This is a genomic window from Sanguibacter inulinus (assembly GCF_013415325.1).
Taxonomy (GTDB): domain Bacteria; phylum Actinomycetota; class Actinomycetes; order Actinomycetales; family Cellulomonadaceae; genus Sanguibacter; species Sanguibacter inulinus.
In genome coordinates, this window is sequence record NZ_JACBYE010000028.1 from 1 (window position 1) to 20289 (window position 20289).

The 20289-nt window shown below is 71.5% G+C and carries 17 protein-coding genes; 7 read left to right on the forward strand and 10 right to left on the reverse strand.

Going from position 1 to position 20289, the window contains the following annotated elements:
- Window positions 1–55: 55 nt before the first annotated feature.
- The gene (gene manD, locus HZZ10_RS11700) at window positions 56–1264 is read right to left on the reverse strand and encodes a D-mannonate dehydratase ManD (RefSeq protein ID WP_179913645.1); all 1209 of its coding nucleotides are present in this window, start codon (window positions 1262–1264) and stop codon (window positions 56–58) included.
- Between the two features lie 136 nt (window positions 1265–1400).
- On the opposite strand from manD, the gene HZZ10_RS11705 reads away from it, so the two are divergent.
- From HZZ10_RS11705 to HZZ10_RS11715, 3 genes are all read left to right on the forward strand, one after another.
- Window positions 1401–2114, forward strand: a complete 714-nt coding sequence (locus HZZ10_RS11705) for a GntR family transcriptional regulator (RefSeq protein ID WP_179913646.1) — start codon at window positions 1401–1403, stop codon at window positions 2112–2114.
- Window positions 2115–2451: 337 nt separating this feature from the next.
- Entirely contained in the window at window positions 2452–3018 is a 567-nt protein-coding gene (locus tag HZZ10_RS11710; RefSeq protein WP_179913647.1) for a manganese efflux pump MntP, read from the forward strand.
- 89 nt (window positions 3019–3107) lie between these two features.
- Window positions 3108–3617, forward strand: coding sequence for a mycothiol transferase (locus tag HZZ10_RS11715; RefSeq protein WP_179913648.1), 510 nt, complete (start codon window positions 3108–3110; stop codon window positions 3615–3617).
- A 290-nt stretch (window positions 3618–3907) separates the two neighbouring features.
- Here HZZ10_RS11715 and HZZ10_RS11720 read toward each other — a convergent pair whose 3' ends face one another.
- The 6 genes from HZZ10_RS11720 to HZZ10_RS11745 form a co-directional block, all read right to left on the reverse strand.
- Window positions 3908–4684 carry a class I SAM-dependent DNA methyltransferase gene (locus HZZ10_RS11720; protein ID WP_179913649.1) on the reverse strand — a complete coding sequence of 259 codons (777 nt, stop codon included), beginning with the start codon at window positions 4682–4684 and terminating at the stop codon, window positions 3908–3910.
- Window positions 4685–4811: 127 nt separating this feature from the next.
- Window positions 4812–5012, reverse strand: a complete 201-nt coding sequence (locus HZZ10_RS11725; RefSeq protein WP_179913650.1) for a hypothetical protein — start codon at window positions 5010–5012, stop codon at window positions 4812–4814.
- 313 nt (window positions 5013–5325) lie between these two features.
- The gene (locus HZZ10_RS11730) at window positions 5326–5529 is read right to left on the reverse strand and encodes a cold-shock protein (protein WP_012865286.1); all 204 of its coding nucleotides are present in this window, start codon (window positions 5527–5529) and stop codon (window positions 5326–5328) included.
- Between the two features lie 313 nt (window positions 5530–5842).
- Complete coding sequence (locus HZZ10_RS11735; protein WP_179913651.1) at window positions 5843–7351, reverse strand: carboxylesterase/lipase family protein; 1509 nt, start codon at window positions 7349–7351, stop codon at window positions 5843–5845.
- A 322-nt stretch (window positions 7352–7673) separates the two neighbouring features.
- Window positions 7674–7877 (reverse strand): cold-shock protein, encoded by a 204-nt coding sequence (locus HZZ10_RS11740; protein WP_042437666.1) that lies wholly within the window; start codon window positions 7875–7877, stop codon window positions 7674–7676.
- Between the two features lie 153 nt (window positions 7878–8030).
- On the reverse strand, window positions 8031–11816 hold the full coding sequence (locus HZZ10_RS11745; protein ID WP_308507563.1) for a TM0106 family RecB-like putative nuclease: 3786 nt from the start codon (window positions 11814–11816) through the stop codon (window positions 8031–8033).
- 85 nt (window positions 11817–11901) lie between these two features.
- Between HZZ10_RS11745 and HZZ10_RS11750 the strand changes: the two genes are divergently transcribed.
- The gene (locus HZZ10_RS11750; RefSeq protein ID WP_179913652.1) at window positions 11902–12321 is read left to right on the forward strand and encodes a hypothetical protein; all 420 of its coding nucleotides are present in this window, start codon (window positions 11902–11904) and stop codon (window positions 12319–12321) included.
- Between the two features lie 82 nt (window positions 12322–12403).
- On the opposite strand, the gene HZZ10_RS11755 is transcribed toward HZZ10_RS11750, so the two are convergent.
- Window positions 12404–13063, reverse strand: coding sequence for a GNAT family N-acetyltransferase (locus tag HZZ10_RS11755; protein ID WP_308507564.1), 660 nt, complete (start codon window positions 13061–13063; stop codon window positions 12404–12406).
- Window positions 13064–13186: 123 nt separating this feature from the next.
- On the opposite strand from HZZ10_RS11755, the gene HZZ10_RS11760 reads away from it, so the two are divergent.
- A complete protein-coding gene (locus HZZ10_RS11760) occupies window positions 13187–14026 on the forward strand; it encodes an aldo/keto reductase (protein ID WP_179913654.1) in 840 nt (279 codons plus the stop codon).
- 276 nt (window positions 14027–14302) lie between these two features.
- Window positions 14303–16831, forward strand: a complete 2529-nt coding sequence (locus HZZ10_RS11765; RefSeq protein WP_179913655.1) for a helix-turn-helix transcriptional regulator — start codon at window positions 14303–14305, stop codon at window positions 16829–16831.
- Here HZZ10_RS11765 and HZZ10_RS11770 read toward each other — a convergent pair.
- Window positions 16791–18053 (reverse strand): MFS transporter, encoded by a 1263-nt coding sequence (locus tag HZZ10_RS11770; protein ID WP_308507565.1) that lies wholly within the window; start codon window positions 18051–18053, stop codon window positions 16791–16793. The genes HZZ10_RS11765 and HZZ10_RS11770 overlap by 41 nt on opposite strands.
- Window positions 18054–18124: 71 nt before the next feature.
- On the opposite strand from HZZ10_RS11770, the gene HZZ10_RS11775 reads away from it, so the two are divergent.
- A complete protein-coding gene (locus tag HZZ10_RS11775) occupies window positions 18125–19036 on the forward strand; it encodes a LysR family transcriptional regulator (RefSeq protein ID WP_179913656.1) in 912 nt (303 codons plus the stop codon).
- An 85-nt stretch (window positions 19037–19121) separates the two neighbouring features.
- Here HZZ10_RS11775 and HZZ10_RS11780 read toward each other — a convergent pair whose 3' ends face one another.
- Window positions 19122–20123 (reverse strand): glycoside hydrolase family 43 protein, encoded by a 1002-nt coding sequence (locus HZZ10_RS11780; RefSeq protein ID WP_179913657.1) that lies wholly within the window; start codon window positions 20121–20123, stop codon window positions 19122–19124.
- Window positions 20124–20289 lie beyond the last annotated feature (166 nt).

Sequence of the window (20289 nt, forward strand, 5' to 3'; positions counted from 1 at the left end):
GGGGGGCCCAGGGTCTGCGTCGACCCGGGGTGCCGAGGGGTTCAGGCGGAGGTGGTCACCAGTCGTGGACGGAGCCGTCGAGGCGCCGGGCCACGGGCAGGTAGCGGGGGTCGTAGGGGAAGCGCGCTGCGGCCTTCTCGTCGTACTCGACGCCGAGGCCGGGCGCCTCGCTCGGGTTGAGCATGCCGTCGGCGAGGGTGACGCCGCTGCGGAACACCTCCATGGTCTCGGGGGCGTGCTCCATGTACTCCTGGATGCCGAAGTTGGGCACCGTGAGGTCGAGGTGGACGGCTGCTGCGAGGGTCACCGGCGAGAGGTCCGTCGCGCCGTGGGAGCCCGTGCGCACCTGGTAGAGGGCGGCGAGGTCGAAGATCCGCCGCAGGTGGCTGATGCCGCCGGCGTGCACGACCGTCGTCCGCACGTAGTCGACGAGCTGGTTCGTGATGAGGTCCTTGACGTCCCAGATGCTGTTGAGCACCTCGCCCACGGCGATCGGGGTCGTCGTGTGCTGGCGGATGAGTCTGAAGGCGTCCTGGTTCTCGGCAGGTGTCGGGTCTTCCATCCAGAACAGGCGGACAGCCTCGACGCTCTTGCCGAAGGCCGCAGCCTCGATCGGCGTGAGGCGGTGGTGCACGTCGTGCAGCAGGTGCAGCTCGGGTCCGGCGTGCTCGCGGACTGCCTCGAGATAGGTCGGGGCGAAGCGCAGGTAGGCCTCGGTCGACCACGGCTGCTCGTCGGGGAGCGAGGTCGCGGCGGGCTCGTAGATCGCACCCTTGCGGACCCCGTAGGAGCCGCCGACGCCGGGGACCGCCGCCTGGGCGCGGATCGCCTTGTAGCCGAGCTCCTGGAACCGGGTGACGTCGTCGAGCAGCTCGGCGGTGTCGCGGCCGCTCGCGTGGCTGTAGACCATGACGCCGTCGCGGGAGCGCCCGCCGAGCAGCTGGTAGACCGGCATCCCGGCGACCTTGCCCTTGATGTCCCAGAGCGCCGTGTCGACCGCGGAGATCGCCGTCATGGTGACGGGGCCCCGGCGCCAGTACGCGCCACGGTAGAGGTACTGCCACATGTCGTCGATGCGCGCGGGGTCGCGGCCGACCAGCAGCGGCACGAGGTGGTCCTGGAGGTAGCTGGCGACCGAGAGCTCGCGCCCGTTGAGGGTCGCGTCTCCGATCCCGGTGACCCCGTCGGAGGTGGTGATGCGCAGGGTGACGAAGTTGCGGCCCGGTCCGGCCACGAAGACCTCGGCGCGTTCGATCGTGCTCATGGTGTGTGTCTCCTCGGACGGCGTCATCGGCGTCAGCACCGCGGAAGTCTGCGATACATCTCTTGTATGTAAGACCATGCATGCCAGAACCGTCAAGTCCCAGATGTCGACCAGCGCTGTTCACTACGATGGGTCCATGCCCGCCGCACCTCCCCGCACCTCCAGCCGCAGAGCCGTCTACGACGAGCTGCGTCGGCGCATCATCACGCTGGACCTCGCGCCCGGGGAGCCGTTGTCGGAGAACGAGCTGTCGGCCGCGCTCGGTGTCTCGCGGACCCCGGTCCGGGAGAGCCTGATCCTGCTGCAGCAGGAGGGCCTCGTGCAGGTGTTCCCCAAGGTCGGGTCCTTCGTCTCGCGGGTCGACCCGGCACGGGTCTCGGACGCGCAGTTCCTCCGCGAGGCCGTCGAGCTCGCCTCCCTCGACGACCTCCCCGGCACCCCGGACGCCGACGTCGTCGAGCGCATGCGCGCCAACCTGCAGGAGCAGCAGGAGGCCGGCGGCGACATGGACAGGTTCTTCGAGCTCGACGAGGCGTTCCACCACGACTTGCTGCGGCTCGCCGGGCACGAGCGCACCTGGCCGACGGTCTCCGCGGCCAAGGGGCACCTCGACAGGGCGCGCCACCTCGGGCTCCAGGAGAAGGCCACCACGCAGGGCTTCCTCGACGAGCACCGCGGGATCTTCGACGCCGTCCTGGAGAACCGTCACGACGAGGCCCGTGCGCTGCTCCGCGAGCACCTGCGGGGCGTGTTCGACGACATCGAGAGCGTCAGGCGGCACTCGCCCGAGCTCTTCGCGACCAACACGGGTGTCGCGCCGCGCCGCAAGAATGTCGCCGTCTGGGGCTGAACGACCGTCCGGGCGGGGCTGGGATTCGCCCGACCGAACTTCTCTTTCCGTGGTGCGGGTGCATTCTTCGGGTGCTTCCCCCGACCGCATTCTTCGGAGATCAGCCTCACACGGCTGAGCGCCTCCGGGGCCTACCCAGCGCGATAGTGTCGGTTCTCGGACGCGACGGTGCCGCACCGTCGGGAGCCGCTGGACCGTCTCCGGACCAGCGACGACGTCCGTCCTCCCCCCGATCGCCCCGCCACGGCTCGTGTCGTCCTGGGCTGCAGGCACGTTCTCGTGTCGCGCCGCAGAATGCCTGAGGACCTGCTGCGCGCCCACGAAAGGCCCCCCTCCGATGAGCTTCTGGACGCTCGTTCTCGTCGCGCTCGGCGTCTCCGCGGACGCCTTTGCGGTGGCCCTCGGAAAAGGCCTTCACATGAAGACCTTCAACCTGCGGCACGCCGTCGTGATCGCCGTCGCCTTCGGTCTGGCCCAGGCTGTCATGCCGGTGCTCGGCTGGGCGCTGGGGACCCGGTTCGCCGACTCGATCGTCAGCGTCGACCACTGGGTCGCCTTCGGTCTGCTCGCGGTCATCGGAGCCAAGATGATCTGGGAGGCAGTCCGTCCGGGTGAGGACGACGCCGTCGACACAGACTCTCTCGACCTGCGCGAGCTCGGGCTCCTCGCCGTCGCGACGAGCATCGACGCCCTCGCGGTCGGGATCAGCCTCGCCTTCCTCGACGTGCCGATCCTCGGTGCGGCGGCGCTCATCGGCGTCACCACGGCTGCGCTGGCCTTCGTCGGTGTGGTGGTGGGCCGACGCGTCGGTGCGCGGGTCGGGCGGCCTGCGGAGATCTTCGGAGGGCTGGTGCTCATCGGCATCGGTACGTCGATCGTGCTGGAGCACACCGGCGTGCTCTGAGCAGGTGCCTGTGCGAGGGTGAAGAGGACAGCGGGTGTCGTACCGGCCCGGTGCTCGACGCCCAGGACCGAACTTCTCGGAGGACCTCCATGACTGCTCTCGACGTGCTGACCGAAGGATTCGAGCGGGTCCGTGACGGTGTGCGCGAGGCCGCCGACGGGCTGTCGGCCGAGCAGCTCGAGGCGCGCCCCGACGAGGACGCGAACTCGATCGGCTGGCTGCTCTGGCACACCTCGCGCGTGCAGGACGCCCAGATGGCAGCGCTCGCCGAGTCTGAGGAGGTCTGGCTCACGGAGGGCTGGGCCGACTCCTTCGGGCTCTCCCTCGCCCCCTCCGACACGGGCTATGGTCACGACCACGACCAGGTGGCAGCCGTGCGGGGGATCACCCCGGAGCAGCTCGTCGGGTACCAGGACGCGACCTTCGAGCGGACCCGGGCGATCCTCGCAGGCCTCAGCGAGGCTGATCTCGCGCGGGTGATCGACGAGTCCTACGACCCGCCGGTGACTGTCGGCGTCCGGGTGCTGAGCATCTTGGCCGACGACCTCGAGCACGTGGGCCAGGCCGCGTACGTCCGGGGGATCGTCGAGCGGGGCTGACGCCCGGGGCTGCACGGCTGACGCACAGGGCTGGCGGCTGACGCACAGGGCTGGCGGCTGACGCACAGGGCTGGCGGCTGCCGGCTGCGGGCCTGCCGGTTGCTCGGGTCTGGCTGCAGGACTGCCGGTTGCTCGGGTCTGGCTGCGGGGCTGGCGGCTGCACGGGTGCCGGCTGCAGGACTGCCGGTTGCTCGGGTCTGGCTGCAGGACTGCCGGTTGCTCGGGTCTGGCTGCGGGGCTGGCGACTGCACGGGCGCCGGCCGCCGGATCGGCGGGTGCGGACCGGAGCGTCAGGCCTGTCGCGGTGCGGTGGCGACGACCACGAGCTCCGTGGTGCCCAGGCCCACCGGCTCTCCGGCCCAGCCGCCGTGCACGGTGACCTGCTCGAACCCCGCGCGCTCGACGGAGTCGAGCACCTCGCGCTGGTCCCGGAACCTCAGCGTGCTCGTGCTGACCCTGTCCACGCCGTCCTCGAGCACCGTGTGCCCGTCGATGGTGACGAGGCCACCGTCGACCGACGTGACCTCCACCCACGAGGTGCTCGTGCTGCCGTCGTCGGTGACCACCCGCTCGTGCGTGAGCTCGGGTGTCCACCGTTCCCAGGCCGCGGCGGCGGGGTCGCGGGTCTCGAAGGCGAGGTGACCTCCGGGGCCGAGCAGGCGGGCTGCGGCCTCGAGGACCTGCGCCCAGTCGTCGTCGGTGAGGAACACCTGCGCGACGTGGCCCGTCATGACGACGAGGTCGACCGATCCCCGCGGCACGAGCTCGACGAGGTCGTCGGCTGTCCCCTCGACCCAGGTGACGAGGTCGCCGTCAGGTCGCGCTCGGGCGACGTCGAGCATCGCGCCTGCGGGGTCGACGCCGACGACAGCCCGACCGTCGCGTGCGAGGTCGACAGCCAGGACACCGGTCCCGCACCCGATGTCGACGACGGTGCGTGCCTCGAGCTGTGCGGCGAGCCGGAGGTAGAAGTCGGTGTCGTCACGCCCCGAGTTCTCTGCGTCGTAGAGGGAGACGAGGAGGGGGTCGGTGTAGTGCGCGTCCAGCGGCACAGGTCGGGATCCCATCCAGGGAGACTAGCGGGTGGGTGCCGCAGAGCTGGGCACCGCACGACGGTGATCGAGCGCGGTGGTGTTCCGCCGCACAGCCGGCGTCGTTGACGACCGTGCGACGAGCGTGGGGGTGTGCCGGCCGTCAGGCTGTGGCGGAGGTGGAGCGGCGTGCCGAGGTGCGACGGGGGAGCGGTCCAGCGTGGGGCAGGACCAGCTGGCCCGGAGGCACCAGGGCGGCCGGGACGCGGAGCTCGGCCAGCCGGAGGCCGGCGAAGCCGGCGCGCGCGAGCGAGACGAGCGTCGCGGGTGCCGCGTCGGTGGTGGAGAGTGTCTGCCTGATCACACTGCGACAGTAGGACGACCTGTCGTGACCCTCAACGGCTGATGGGGTGGTCTGCATGGGTACTTCTACCCATGAGGGGTGACGAACGGCGGAACTTCGCGGATTCCGACCGAGATCAATATCGCGGGTGGCGTGGCCCGGGTCGTCGTGACGCTGAGCAGGGCTGCCGGGCTGCCGGGCGAGCCGAGCACGGGTCTGTCGGGTCCTGCAGGTCTGGGGCCAGACGGCTCGTGCCGGGACTGCCGAGACGGCGAAGGGCCCTCGCCGTCCCGGCGAGGGCCCCACGTCAGATGTCTAGATCACCGCGTGGCGATCAGAGCGGGCGGATGTTCTCCGCCTGCGGGCCCTTCGGGCCCTGGGTGATGTCGAACTCGACCTTCTGGTTCTCGTCGAGCGAACGGTAACCCGAGCTCTGGATCGCAGAGTAGTGGGCGAACACGTCAGCGCTGCCGTCCTCCGGTGCGATGAAGCCGAAGCCCTTTTCTGCGTTGAACCACTTCACGGTCCCAACTGCCATCTCGATACTCCTTCAAGAGTTGTCGGACGGCCTCCCCTGTGGAGGCCGCTCGTCACGGTGTTCGTCGTCCACTCCTGAAGACCAAGAACTACCCCGACTCGCGTCGGTGCAGGTAAGACGTGCGAGGCACTGCAACTTCGCGGCCTACTTTAGCCACATCTCCGGCGCGGAGGCTAGACCTTGTGGAGAACTTGTGCGGTGCTCTGAGTGGCAGTCCTTAGCACACGCTCGTCGCCCCGCCGTCCACCAGGGGGCGGCGAGCGGCGTCTGAGTGGTGTCTGCCCAGGTCAGAGGGGCGGGATTGCCCGCGCGGTCAGCGGTACAGCGCCACGCCCTCCCAGGCGCGGCGACGCTCGCGACCCGGGTCGCTGATGACGCGGTCGTGGGCGGCGAAGATCTTGGTGGGGCGGTCGTCGTCGTCGTAGGCCGGCCAGCCGGCGTCACCCGAACGGGCGAAGGCGAGCCAGTGGTCCTGCATGCGTCCGCTGAGGGCCGCGAGCTCCTCTGCTCCGCCGAGGAGGGTCGCCGAGCGGGCGCGCGAGGAGTCGAGAGAGCCCAGGACCGCGAGCATGTCGGTCCCGTGGGACGCGCCCTGCCCCTGCAGGTTGAGGATGGGCGTCGTGAAGTCGTAGCGGTACACGAAGGTCGGCGCTGTGCGGGAGTGGTGCTGCGCGGCCTGGACCGCCGGGACCCAGAACGTGGCGTCACCGACCAGCTGCGCTCGGGCGCGGTGGCTCGGGTAGCCGGGGTAGGCCGACAGCACCTTGAGCTGGGCGCCGGGGTCGGTGATCTCGAACATGAGGTTGATGGACTCTGAGCTGGTGGGCAGCAGCGAGCCGTGCGCGCCGAAGGCTGCGCCCTCGTGCTTGGTCGAGCCGACGAGCAGCGGGACCGCTGCCGCGCGCCCCGACGCGAAGACGTCGCTGGGGTGCTCGGGGATCAGGTCGCCGTCGACGACGGGGCTCATGCACAGAGCACCGGGCGCCTCTCGGTGGGAGAGGGCCACGAGGCGGGCGCCCGCGGAGACGAGCTCTTCGGGCGGTGCCGAGAGCAGCGCGTCGACGGCGAGGCTCTCGGTGGTCTTGAGCCAGGTGATGAAGTCACGGGCCCAGCCGGCCGCGCGCTCCGGGCCGTAGGCGGCGCCGAGGGCTGGGCTCTGCGCGATCGCGCGGTGGAACAGCCCGGCGGCCGACGGGATGCACATGAGCGTCGTGACCGAGGTGGCTCCGGCCGACTGCCCCGCGATGGTCACGGCGTCGGGGTCCCCACCGAAGGCTGCGATGTTCTGCTGGACCCACTCGAGGGCTGCGATCTGGTCGCGCAGGCCCAGGTTCGACTCGAAGGTCCGGGTGGGCGTCGAGAACTGGCTGAAGTCGAGGAAGCCGAGCGCCCCCAGCCTGTAGGTGACCGTGACGACCAGGACGTCCCCGCGCTCGACGAGGGAGTCGCCGGCGTAGGCGGGGGCGGAGGCCGACCCCTGGGAGAACGCGCCGCCGTGGAACCAGACGATCACGGGCCGCAGCGTGTCAGAGGGCTCGGCCGGGGCGAGCACGTTGAGGGTGAGGCAGTCTTCGGACTGGTCGGTGTCCGGACCGGCGGCCGAGAAGGCCTGCGAGACGCGCTGCGGCGCGACGGGACCGTGGTGCATCGCGTTGCGGACACCCGTCCACGGGGCAGGGGGCTGCGGCGCGCGGAAGCGCAGGTTGCCGACAGGGGGAGCCGCGTAGGGGATCGCGCGGAAGGCTCGCAGGCCTGTCGGTGTGGTCGTGCCACGGACCGTTCCCTGGGCAGTGTCGACCTGGGTGCTCACGGGGGTGGACACGGGCGGCTCCTCGCTGTGCTCGGGGACCCGCTGGTGAGCGGGTGACTCTCTCTTGACGAGGCTAGCCGCTCGGGCCCCTGTCTCGCTGGGCGTGGAGGTGGGGCCGTGGGGTGATCCGGTGCAGGTCGACGCTCCGGGCTTCGCGGGGAGGCCGGGCGGGTCAGGGACTCTCCGTCCGGCTCCAGCCGACGGCCAGCCCGCGGTGCGGTGCGGTACTCCTGACCCCGGACGCACGAGTGCCCCGGGTCCGATGGACCCGGGGCACTCGTCAAAGATTCAGGCAGCGACCGTCAGCCGAGGGCTGAGGTCAGCAGATCCAGAATCAGAGGGGGCGGATGTTCTCAGCCTGCGGGCCCTTCGGGCCCTGGGTGACGTCGAACTCGACCTTCTGGTTCTCGTCGAGCGAGCGGTAGCCGGAGGAGGCGATCGCGGAGTAGTGCGCGAACACGTCAGCCGAGCCGTCCTCGGGTGCAATGAAGCCGAAGCCCTTTTCAGCGTTGAACCACTTCACAGTTCCAACAGTCATTTCGATACTCCTTCAAGAGTTGTCGGACGCCCTCCCGTGTGGAGGACGCTCGTCACGGTGTTCCGTCGTCAACTCTTGAAAGAACAAGATCCGCGTGGGCATGTGGCCCGGTGCGGCAAAGACATGAGAGGCACTGCAACTTCAAGAACGACACTACAGGGTCGAGGGCGTCGTGGCTAGACCCAGGGTCGACGAATCTCCACCGGAGGCGCACAGACCGATGAAGGCCCCGAGCTCGCAGAGCGCCTCGGGTGTCGTCGGCACGTAGTCCGTCAGGGCGGGGGACCGCACGATCACCGCAGCCCACTGACCTCGGGAGACAGCCACGTTGACGCGGTTCCGGGACAGCAGGAACCCCATGCCGCGCGGCACCTCCTCGACCGACGAGGCGGCCATCGTCACGAGGACCACAGCGGCCTCCTGGCCCTGGAACTTGTCGACGGTCCCGACCCTGACACCCTCGATCCCCGCTCGCCGCAGGTGGGCCTCGACGAGGGCACGCTGGGCGTTGTACGCGGCGACGACGAGCAGGTCCTCGGGGGCGAGCGGACGCTCGTGGTCACCGTCGTGCCACGTCCGGCCCAGCAGACCCTGCACCTGCTCGACGACGACGGCGGCCTCCTCGACCGACGAGACAGCGTTGCCGCGGTGCTCGACCTCGACGACGTGCACGCCCGGCGCGACGCCGTCGAGCCGCCGTGCTGTCGTGGCCTCCTCCTCCGAGTGCAGGCGTCCCTCGTAGCTCAGGCGCGAGACCGGTGCGCAGAGCTCGGGGTGCAGGCGCCAGGTGCGCTCGAGGAAGTACCCGAGGTCGGCGGGGAGGGCGTCGTGGCCGTCTGCGACCCAGCCGAGGGCCGATCCGTCGACGGGCTCGGGGTGCGTGCCCTGGCTCACCTGCGGCAGCTGCTGGGGGTCACCGAGGAGCAGCAGGTTCTCCGCGGCGACGGACACCGCGACAGTGTTGGCGAGCGAGAACTGACCGGCCTCGTCGACCACGAGGAGGTCGAGCGCCCGGCGCCCGATCTTGTTCGCGTTCGCGAAGTCCCAGGCTGTCCCGCCGATCACGCAGCCGTGGTCCTTGTGCTCGCCGAGGAACTTGCCCTGCTTCTTGTCGCCGATCGCCGTCCAGGCCTTGGTGTGCTCGCCCGAGCCCTGCGGCTTCTTGCCCACGCGGTAGGCGGGGACGCCGGCCTCGACGACCTTGTCGAGCAGGTGCTCGACCACGGCGTGCGACGGCGCGACGACACCCACGTGCCACCCGCTCCGCACCAGCCGCTCGATCACGCGGGCGGCGACGTAGGTCTTGCCCGTCCCGGGCGGTCCCTGCACGGCGAGATAGGAGCGGTCGAGGCGTCGGACGGCGTCAGTGATCGCCGAGATGTACGCACCCTTGCCGCTGCCGACGGGCGGCAGGCCGAGGTCGGAGCCGTCGACGTCGGCCGAGACCTCGGCGCGCTCGTCGGCCTTGAGCTGCGGGGGTAGACGGCGCAGGACGTCGAGCGCGGGCTGGGCGGGGAAGCGTCCGGCGCCACCGTCGAGGGAACGCACGGCGTGCTCCGCGACCTCGCGCACGGCTCCCTCGACGAGTCCTGTCGGCACCGGGCTCCCCGGTCCCACACCCATCGGGACCTCGGGGTACGGCTCGAGGCCCTTCTTGAGGACCTCTTCGACGACGACCACGTCACGACCCAGCGCGTCGGTCTCGACCGACAGCACTGTCGACGTGCCGCTCACCTGGCGGACACCGCCGATCGGGGGCGTGAGCCCCTCGGGGAGAGGGGCGTCGTAGATGCACCAGACGCCCGAGCCGACGCCGAGCGCACTGCCTGTCGCGAGGGCGCCGACGAACCTCAGCTCCCGGCGCAGCGACCGTTGTGACCCCTCCTTGAACCAGTCGCGCAGCACCGTGGCCTCGTCGGCGACGAGAACGTCGCGGCTCGAGGCCCACTCGTCGGGCGGTGAGGTCAACCTGTCGAAGTGCGCCCACCAGAACGGCTTGTCCTCGCGGCGGTGGTAGCCGAGCGCCGCGGCGAGCAGCAGGACAGCCTGGTCGTCAGGACCGCGCTCACCCGCTGGGAGGTCGCGCGCGTCTCCGGCGACAGCGTGCAGGGCGTCGACGAGCGGGTCGGACGGCTCGTCCTCGACGTCAGCGAGGTCGACGAGGTCTGCAGGGTCGTCGGCCTGCCGGAGCGTGACGCCGTTCTTGGTGGCGAGGGTGCGCAGCCAGTCCCGCAATCGCAGCGTCGACTCGCAGTCGTAGCGGTTGTAGCCCTCGATGAGCTGCAGGGTCGCGGCGGCCTCGTCGCCCCGTCCCTCGTCCCGCGCGGCGCAGGCCAGCGCGTACTGCGCGATCGAGTCGGCGGCGTTGTCGAGCTCGGCGTCGCGCAGCTGGTCGCCCATGTACAACGGCTCGAGCTTCTTGAGGGAGTACGAGGGCTGCGACACCCGCACGCTCTGACGGACCGTCGCGTAGAGGTCGACGAGCACACCGTGGCGCAGCAGGTCGTCGAGCTGCTCCTCGCCCACCCCGTGCCGGCCGACCAGGCGGCCCAGCGCCGTCTTCTCGTAGGGGGCGTAGTGGTACACGTGCATGCCGGGGAACTGCGCCCGGCGGTCCCGCAGGTACGCGAAGAAGTCGAGGAGCGCCTGCTTCTCCTGCGCGCGGTCGTGCGCCCAGAAGGCGCGGAACACAGGCTCGGCTCCGGGCTCGGTCGGTGCCTCGACGACACCGAAGAGGTACTCGAGCCCCCAGTCGGTCGACCCCGGGGAGGTCCACAGCGGGTCGCCCTCGAAGTCGAAGAACACGTCACCCGGGTCCGGGACCGCGAGAGCCTCGAGGGCGACGGGCGAGACGACCGCGGCCCGCACGTCAGGGCGGCCGTCGGGCAGCGGCGGCCGGGCGTCCTGCGCCACCTGCATCGCGGCCTGGTCGCGCAGGTCCGCCAGGATGCGGTCCGGTATGCCCTCGACAGGTCCGGTGCTCGAGGCCAGCGCGTCGATCGTCGAGATGCCGGAAGCGCGCAGGCGGGTGCGCTGGGTCGTGCGGAGGCCTGCGACGAGCAGCAGGTCGCGCTGCGCGACCACGTGCCGGGTGCAGGCCGTGCAGCGCCCGCAGGCGGAGAACCTCTCGTCACCCCAGGCGACAGGTCCCTCTTCGGCGAGGTGCGCGTCTACCACCCGCTCGAGCCGGGCGCGGCGCTCGCGGTACACCGGCAGCACGTCGGCGAGCGGGTGCTCGGACTCCGACCCGTCACCGTGGACGAGGCGCAGCGACGGTGCGACGGGGACCCCCGCGCGCTCGAGCTGGTCGGCGTAGGCGGCGAGCTGCAGCAGCGCCGTGACCCGGGCGTGCCGGGCGAGCTTGGTGTCGACGACCGTGACCAGCGGGGAGGTGGTGCCGCCGGGGGAGTCCGGGCTGCCGGGCTCGTCGGTGCCGTCCTCCCCGTGTGCCTCACCGTTCAGCAGGGAGCTCTCCGCGCCGTCGGCCGGCATGGCCCGGGCGAGCGCGGCATCGTCGACGAGGAAGTCAGGACGGCCGAGGAACCGGCCGTCGAAGAGCACCCCCTGGTAGACGAGCGCGGCGCCGTCGCGCAGGGCGGCGACGGTGCGGTCGTGGGCTGCGCGCAGGTCGTCGAGCGTGGACCAGTCCTGCCCGACGAAAGAGACGTAGCCGGGGACGGCAGACGCTGTGGAGGCGTAGTCCTCTGTGCCTGCTGCATCGGCTGCGGCAGCCGCCAGGCGCGAGAGATAGCCGCTGAGCACCCGGTCTTCGTGCTCGAGCCCCAGGCTCGACGTGCGCTCCAGCATCGCGTCGGGGGCGACGGTCCGCGGAGAGCGGCCGAGCCGCTCGTCCATGTCGGTCAGCAGCGCGAGCTCGCACTCGGCGGCGACCGCCAGGTCGGTCGCGCTGCTGATGAGGACCTCGTCACGCAAGAACACAGATGGCCTTTCCGCCGGGCAGGGATGCCTGCCCCGAAACCTACCCCGCGCTCCTGACGGTCCGGCGCAGACCTACGATGACGCCATGCTCTCGATGCGCAGGCCCCAGCCGTCCACCACGCCGGTCGTCCCGTCGCGCACCGTCGCGCGCGGGCTCAGCCTGGTCGGGGCTGGCGGCGTCATCGGGTCTGTCGTCGGGTTCGTGCTCGCGCTGCTCGACTCCTCGGGCGGTTTTGCCGCCTGGGCTGTCCTGCTCTGGGGCGGGACGGGCCTGCTCGTGGGCGCCACGAGCGTGCTCGCGGCGGCGACCGTCGTGGTCTTCGCGCCCGTCCGCGGTCCTGCGAGGTCTGTCGGCGCACCGCTCGCGGCCTCGGTCGCGGGCGCGCTCACGGCAGCCGTCCTGCTCGCCGGCCTGACCCCGAGCCTGCGGGGCGCTGTGGCCGCGGGCGTCTTCGTCGCGGTCCTCGCTGCTGCGGCGACCGTCGCGCGACGCCCGTCGACGTAAGCCAGCCCAGCCCGGTTCAGCCTCACCAGACTCGACTCGACTCGGCTCAGAACAGCCCGGCCCAGCCAGACCCGGCCCAGGCTCAGCGCCGCAGGTCCAGGCCGAGCTGCCAGCCGCCGTCGCCGAGGCGGCGGAAGCCGAGGTGCTCGTAGAAGCCGATCGCGCGGGTGTTGTCGGCGCCGACGCCGAGGTGCACCCCCGGTACACCGAGGTCGCGCAGGGCGTCGAAGAGCGTCTCGAGCATGCGCCGTCCGTTGCCGCCGCCCTGCCCCTCCGGCAGGAGGTCGACGTGCAGGTGGGCGGGGAACTCCGCGACGACGGCTGGGTCCGTGCGTGACCTGTCGTGGACGCGGCTGACGATCCCGGCGTCGTAGGACCCCTCCGGCGCAGAGCCCGCCGGGTACCGCTGCTCGACCTCGGGCCACCACTCGCGCTCGAGGGTCTCCTCGAAGGCCGCGGTGTCACGGGTGCCGATCACGTAGCCGACCACGGCCTCGGGGCCTTCGACCGATCCGTCGACCAGCACGAAGGCCAGCTCGGGCTCGAGGCGCAGGTACGCACCGAGGTAGACGTCGCCCAGCAGGCGCGGTCGCTCGGACAGCGGTGACGCGTCCTCGCCCGACGCACCCGTCCGCAGGCAGATGTCGTACAGGCGGTCGACCTCGGCGGGGTCCGTGGTCTGCGCGGGGCGGATGGTGAAGCGGGGCTGCGACGTCGTCGTCGTGGGGGTGGTCTCGTTCACACGGAGCAACCTACAGCCCGGGTGGTGCCCCATGGGAGAGCGGACGGGCGGGGCGGAGCTCGACGGGCGGAGGCCCACACCGTTCCGGGTGAGAAGCCCGGCCCCCTGGGGTAGGAAAGATAGATGACACAGATCCCTGACATCACCCTCAACAACGGCGTCACCATCCCCCAGCTCGGCTTCGGCACCTTCCAGGTGGCCGAGGACGACACCCAGCGCATCGTCGAGTCCGCGATCGAGACGGGCTACCGCCACATCGACACCGCCGCTGGCTACTACAACGAGGCGGGCGTCGGTGCTGCCGTCCGCGCGAGCGGCCTGGCCCGTGAGGACGTGTTCGTCACGACCAAGCTCCGCAACGGCAACCAGGGCTACGAGGAGGCGCTCGCGGCCTTCGAGGCGTCCCGTGCCGCCCTCGACATCGACTACGTCGACCTCTACCTCATCCACTGGCCGGTCCCGAGCAAGGGCCTGTACATCGAGACGTGGCGTGCCTTCGAGAAGCTTCTCGCGGACGGAGCCGTCAGGGCGATCGGGGTGTCGAACTTCCTGCCCGAGCACCTCGAGAAGCTCCTCGCGGAGACCGACGTCGTCCCCGCCGTCAACCAGATCGAGGTGCACCCCACCTTCCAGCAGTCCGAGCTGGTCCGCGTCTCGCGGGAGGCCGGGATCGCCGTCGAGGCCTACAGCCCGCTCGGCCGCGGCGCTGACCTGGAGTCCGACGAGGTCACGACGATCGCCCAGGCTCACGGCGTGACCCCCGCGCAGGTCGTGCTCCGCTGGCACCTGCAGCAGGACACCATCGTCATCCCGAAGTCGAACAACCCTGAGCGCATCGCCGCGAACCTCGACGTCTTCGGCTTCGAGCTGAGCACCGACGAGATCGCCCAGATCGACGCTCTCGAGGCCGGGAACCGCACGGGCGCCGACCCCGCGACTGCGGACTTCACGCAGATGCGCTGAGCCCGGACCGGGGGACGGCCGGTCGTCGACGAGACCGGCGAGGTTGACGCCGGTCGTCCCCTGCCGTCCCGGCCAGGGCGCCGGGCGGGGTGACTCCGGTGCGGCGTCCACAGGCTGGCGGACGGGGCTACTCGCTGCCCCGTCGACGTGCGATGCTGTCGAGGTACGGTTCTATCCCTTTCGCGAAGTCTCGACGCGTTCGCGAGGGGTGAGGGTCACGTGTGCGACCCCGGCGACGTAGCGCCGGGGCGCACCTCGATCGACGGGGAGCACCTCATGAGCACATCGAGCTCGGCAGCGGCGCGATGGTTGGCGGTCGGCCGGGACGTCCTGCTGACCGGTGACGCCGGAGCCGGCAAGAGCTGGGCGCTGCGGGACGTCGCGACGACGGCCACTGCCCGGGGGAGCTATTCGGTCCTCTCGATCCGCGCGCAGCACACCCTGCGACCCTTCGGGCCCTTCCGCGCGCACGACTCCGCCCCCCGCGGGGAGCTCTCCGAGAAGTCCTGGGTCGCGTGGATGCGCGAAGAGCTGTCCGGTCGACGTCCGCTCCTCCTCGTCGACGACCTCGACAGGGTGGACGACGCGACGGTCGCGGTCGTCCGGACCTTCCTGTCGGTCGTCGACGCCCGGATGGTCGCGACCGTGGGGACAGACGTCCGCGCGCTGTACACGTCACCGGCGGCCCTGCTCGTCGCCGAGCGCGCACCCGCCCGGGTCCGCGTCGAGGCCATGGGGCTCTCGGAGACGTCTCGGCTGCTGACCTCGGCTCTGGGTGGGCCAGCGAGCATCGGTGTGGTCTCGGCCATCGCCACCCGGTCCGCAGGCAACCCGCGGGTCGCCCTCGCGCTCGCGGACGCCGCGAGGGTCGAGGGCGTGGTGCGGGTCGAGGGCGGTGTCTGGGTCAAGGCCGGGACGATGGACTCGATCGCGGTCGACTCGGTCGCTCACGGTCTGCTGCCGCAGGTCCCTGCCGAGCAGCTCGAGGCGCTCGTCGTGCTCGCCGAGCACGGCACCCTCGACGAGCGTGACGCCGCCCTGCTGGTGGGTGGCGACGTGCTCTCTGCGCTCGTCCGGCGCGGTCGAGTCGTCATGCACAGGTGCGACGGCACGCACACCGTCGTCGCCGTCTCCCCGCCCGCGCTGGGTCGTGCACTGCGGACAGGGACCCTCGGTCCACGTGCGCTCTCGGGCGCCTCGTCCGCGCAGAGCGAGGGCCCCGGGGTGCGCGCGACCGAGGAGGGCGCACGCTGCGCAGGCCGTGTCGCGGGGCCCGGTGCGGAGCGCCTCGACCACCTCGACCGCTCCGCTGTCCAGACCCGTGCCTCGGCCTCGCTGCCAGCGGCACCCGAGGAGTACCCGCGCTGGGCTGCGGAGATCGCCGTGCTGGTGCACGCCAGGTCCGAGGACGAGGTCGCGCGCCACCGCGCCACCTGGTTGCTGGCACCGACGGTCGACCACGCGAACGCGTTCCTCGCGGTCCTGCTGCGCCGTCCTGCCGACCCTGTCGAGGTCGAGACGATCTTCTCCGCCACCGAGCAGACCGACGGCGACACCCCTGAGTCGCGTGCCCTCTTCGACGTGCTCGCGACCCGGTGGGCTGTGTGGAGCGACAGCTCTGCCGGCTCTGACCCCACGACCCGTCCCGGCTCCGTCGCCGCCCAGCGCGCCCGGCTCGCCGCCGAGCGGGCAGCCGCACGGCCCGGCGAGGACGAGGACATCCGTGCGGCGACGCGGGAGGCAGCAGCGGGCGTCCCCGTCGCAGGCTGGGCGCGTGTCCTGGAGTCCAGCGCACTCCTCGAGGCTGGGCGGCCTGATCTGGCGCTGGCCGTGTGCGAGCAAGTCGACGGGACCGTCGAGAGCACTGAGCAGATGCACTATCTCGACGGGATCCAGAGTGAGTCCCTCCTCATGCTCGGCCGTGTCAGCGAGGCGGAGCATCACGCTCGTGCCGCTCTCGAGCGCGCCCTCGACTCCCTGGACGGGCTCGGGATCCGGGTCAACGCCTGCGCTCTCGCCGTGGTCCTGGGCACCCACGGTCAGTCTGAGGATGCCTGGCGGACGCTCACGGTGTCCCTGCGCCTCGGGAGCCCTGGTCCGCTCGAGAACACGTACTACAGGAGGTCGCTCGCCCTGGGCACCCTGCTGAGGACCCGGGTGGGAGACAGTGATCTCGCGCGGGCTCTGTCGACCGAGCTCGACCTCACGCCGAGCGGGTACAGCCCCCTGCTGCAGTCCATGGGCGAGGTGGCCCGGACGGCGCTGGACCCCGACCCTGAGAAGGTGGAGGAGCTCTGGGCGGCCGGAGAGCGGCACGTCGAGGCCGGTCTGCTGCTGCCCGCGCTCTGGTGCTGGCTCGCACATCCAGGACCGCACAGCCCAGAGCGGGTGCGCCAGGTCCGTGACCTCTACGCCAGGTGCCGTTTGCCGCTGCTCGACTCTCTCGTGAGGCTCCACGAGGCGCTCTCGGCAGGGGACCTGGCGGTGCTCGAGGTGCTGGCTGGTCCGACGACGACCATCGTCAACGACGCTCCCCGCCGGACAGCGTGGACCATGCTGGGAGGCAGGCACGGAGACGGTTCGGCGCTGGCACCTGCAGAACCCGGCGACCCGGGAGAAGGCCCACCGCTGCTCACCACCCGGGAGCGGCAGATCGCCCTGCTGGCTCGTGACGGGCTGTCCAACCGCGAGATCGCGACAGAGTTCACGCTGAGCGTGCGGACCGTGGAGAACCACATGTCGAGCCTGCTGCACAAGCTCGGTTTCACGAGCCGGCAGGACCTGACGCTGCACATGTTCGTGTGACGGTGGGCACGGACAGCACCAGCATGAGCGCCACAGCGGCCAGTGCGACGACCAGACCGACAACCCCCACCCATCCGACGAGTCCCCAGGCGTGGCCGGCCACCCAGCCGAACAGGCTGGCGCCCGCGTAGTAGACGACCGTGTAGAGGGCTGTCGCCTGCGCCCGGCCCGTCGTCGCCCGGGCACCCACCCGGCTGGCCGCGACGGCGTGCCCGACGAACAGCCCGAGTGTCAGCACGGTGACACCCGCGACGACCACGAGCAGCGGCCGGGCCAGCGTGACCACAGCGCCGACGCCCATGAGGGAGCACGCGATCACCAAGACCGTCCGAGGGCTCCATCGGTCGCTGAGCGCACCGGCGAGACGTGATCCGACGGTCCCTGCGAGATAGGTGAGGAACACGAGAGAGACGACGGTTGGGGCGAGCCCGTAGGGTGGGGCCTCCAGCCGGAAGGGCAGATAGTTGAAGATGGCGGCCAGCCCACCGACCAGCAGACCGCCGACGCAGAATAGCGCGACGAGGGTCCTGTCGCGCAGGTGCGCCCGCAGGTGGGTCAGCTGGCTCGGGCGTCGCGCGCCGACCTCCAGGTGCGGACGCCGACCACGAGGGGACCCGGGTGGGAGCAGGAACACCAGCAGGGCCATCACCGCGGTAAGGCACGCACCGACGGCGACGAGCCCGAGCCGCCAGCCCAGGTGCTGCGCCACAGGGACCGAGACGAGCCGGCCGACAAGGCCCCCGACCGAGGTCGCCGCGACGTAGGAGCCGGCCAGCGCACCGGCTCTGGCCGGGAGCGACCAGTCGTGCACGAGGGCGATCGCGAGGGCCGGGATGCCGCCGAGCGCCGCGCCCTGGAGGAACCTCCCGGCGACGAGCATCTCGAAACCGGGCAGCCACGGCACGAGGACGGCGAGCACCGCCGAGGCGACCGCTGCGACGCGCATGGCCTCGGGTCGGCCGATCCGGTCCGAGAGCCATGCCCAGGGGATCACCGAGGCCGCGAGGCCGAGGGTTGCGCCCGACACGAGGAGGGCGGCGCGGGACGGGCTGACGGCGAGCGACGCCGAGACGTCCGTGAGCAGCCCCTGCGGTGCGTAGAGCAGCGCGAAGGTGCCCAGGCCCGCACACCACAGAGCAGCAGCGAGCCGGCGCTCGCCGATCACCTGCGGGAGCTCGCGGGCGGGCGTCAGAGCCGTGGGACGGGTGGCTGTCGTGGTCACCCGGACGACGCTAGGTGTGCGGATCTGATACCTCTAATGCATCGGGCCGCTCCTTCTCATACGCTCACGACATGAGAGACGATCCGGTAGCCGCACTCCTGCCGCACCTGCGGATGCTCGTCGCGCTCGGCGAGGTCGAGCACGTGACCATCGCCGCCGCCATGCTCGGTGTCCCGCAGCCGACGGTCAGCCGCACGGTCCGACGTCTGGAGCGCCAGATCGGGGCACCCCTGCTCGAACCTGACGGGCGCGGGGTCCGGCTCACCGCCGCCGCTCGCACCCTCGTCCCGTACGCGCAGCGAGCCCTCGACGTGCTGACCGACGGCCTCGCCGCGGTCGAGACGGAGGGGCGCCGCGCGCAGACGACGGTCCGTCTGGCCTTCCAGACCTCCCTCGGCGAACAGCTCGTGCCCGAGCTCATCCGGACCGTCCGGGACGACGACCCGTCGGTCCGCTTCGTGCTGAGCCAGGGTGCCCGCGCCTCGTGCCTCGAGTCGCTCCGTGCCCGCGAGGCCGATATCGCCCTCGTCTCGCGGCTCGACCCTGCCCCCGACGGGCTCCGCGTGGTCCCGCTCTTCGAGCAGCGGCTCGTGCTCCTCGTCCCGGCAGGCCACGCGGCCGCGGGTGCTGGAGCAGTCTCGGTCGCTGCGCTCGCGGACGAGCCCCTCGTGACGCTCAAGGTCGGCTACGGGCTGCGCGGATCGGTCGACGAGCTCTTCGCCGACGCGGGGGTGTCGCCGTCGATCGCCTTCGAGGGCGAAGACCTGCACACCCTCACAGGTCTGGTCGCCGCAGGGCTCGGCGTCGCGGTCGCGCCGCAGACCACGACGACCCCGGCCGGGTGCGTCCAGGTGCCGCTCTCGGACGCAGGGGCGCGCCGCGACATCGGCGCGGCCATGCTGCCGGACGTCACGTCCGAGGTGGTGCTCGCCGTGCTCGGCACGCTGCGCTCGCTCACCAGGGCCGGAGGCCAGGCGCAGTGAGGTAGCGAGCCGTGCCTCGGTGAGGAGCTGTTCGCCGTGCTCAGACCCGCTGTGCTTAGACCCGCCGCGCCGAGGCTCGTCGTCCTCAGAGACGCGTCGCGAGCCGCGCGTACTCCTGCGCCGTCACGGGAAGGACCGTCCCGTGCTTGATCTTGCGCGGGAAGGTGTATCCCTCGACGGGCTCCCAGCGCTCGGCGGTCAGCGACGACGCGTGGAAGGGGACGTAGCCGCGGTCGGCGCCCGTGTACTCGTCGACCCACAGGTACCACTCGCCGTCGGTGAAAGACCTGAAGGCGAGCGGACCCTCGACGATCCCCACCTCCGTGCCCGTGGTGACGCTGTCCGAGACCGGGTCCCAGACCTCGGCGTGGAGGTCGGTCGAGCGTTCGGAGAACACCAGCCCCGCGGCCTCGTCCTTGACGAAGCGCACGTAGCCGCCGTCGCTGTCGGGGTCGGGCACCACGAGGGCGTCGATCACCGACCGGGTCGGGTGCCCGTGGTCGACGGCCTCGGTGAAGGTGACGAAGTCTGTCGTGTGCGCGCCGAGCAGCCTGTGGTGACCTGAGCCCGTGTGCTCGGGGTCGTCGTCGGCGTAGAGCCGGGCGGACCACAGCACCAGGAAGGCCTCGGCCTCGGGGTCCCACACGGCCTTGGGTGCCCAGGCCATGCCGGCGCTCGGCGGGGACACCTCGACCTGGCGCTGCGGGCCCCACGTCATGAGGTCGGAGGACTCCCACACGTTGATGGACCTGCTGCCGTGGCGGCCGAGCCAGTCCCAGAAGCTGCCCGTCACGCCCGGGCGCTCGGTGACGCGGATGTCGAGGTCTGTCGCGAGCAGGTAGAAGGTCGATCCGTCGGCCGAGCGCAGCAGGTGCGGGTCGCGCAGGCCCTGCTCGCCCATCGTGGAGGCGAGGATCCCGGCACCGCCGTCGAGGGCGCGCCACGTCGTCGGGTCGTCGCCGTCGGAGAGCATGGCGTGGACCTCGTGGGTCGCGTCGTCGTGGTGGACCATGACGTACCCGGCCCAGTCCGGAGCGGCGGCGGTGCCGCTCGAGGGGGTGGGTGTGGTGGTGCTGTTCTCGGTCACGAGCACGTCCTCCGAGGGTGCGGCGTGGGGCGCAGCCAGGCTGCGCGGGCGCGTCGGTGCGCACTGTGAACGTTAACAAGGGAGTGGGTCAGGGGCCAGGTGGCCGGGCCCCTCGACCTTCGACCGTCGTCGGTCTGTCCGTCCAGCGGACGGGCGAGCACTCGCC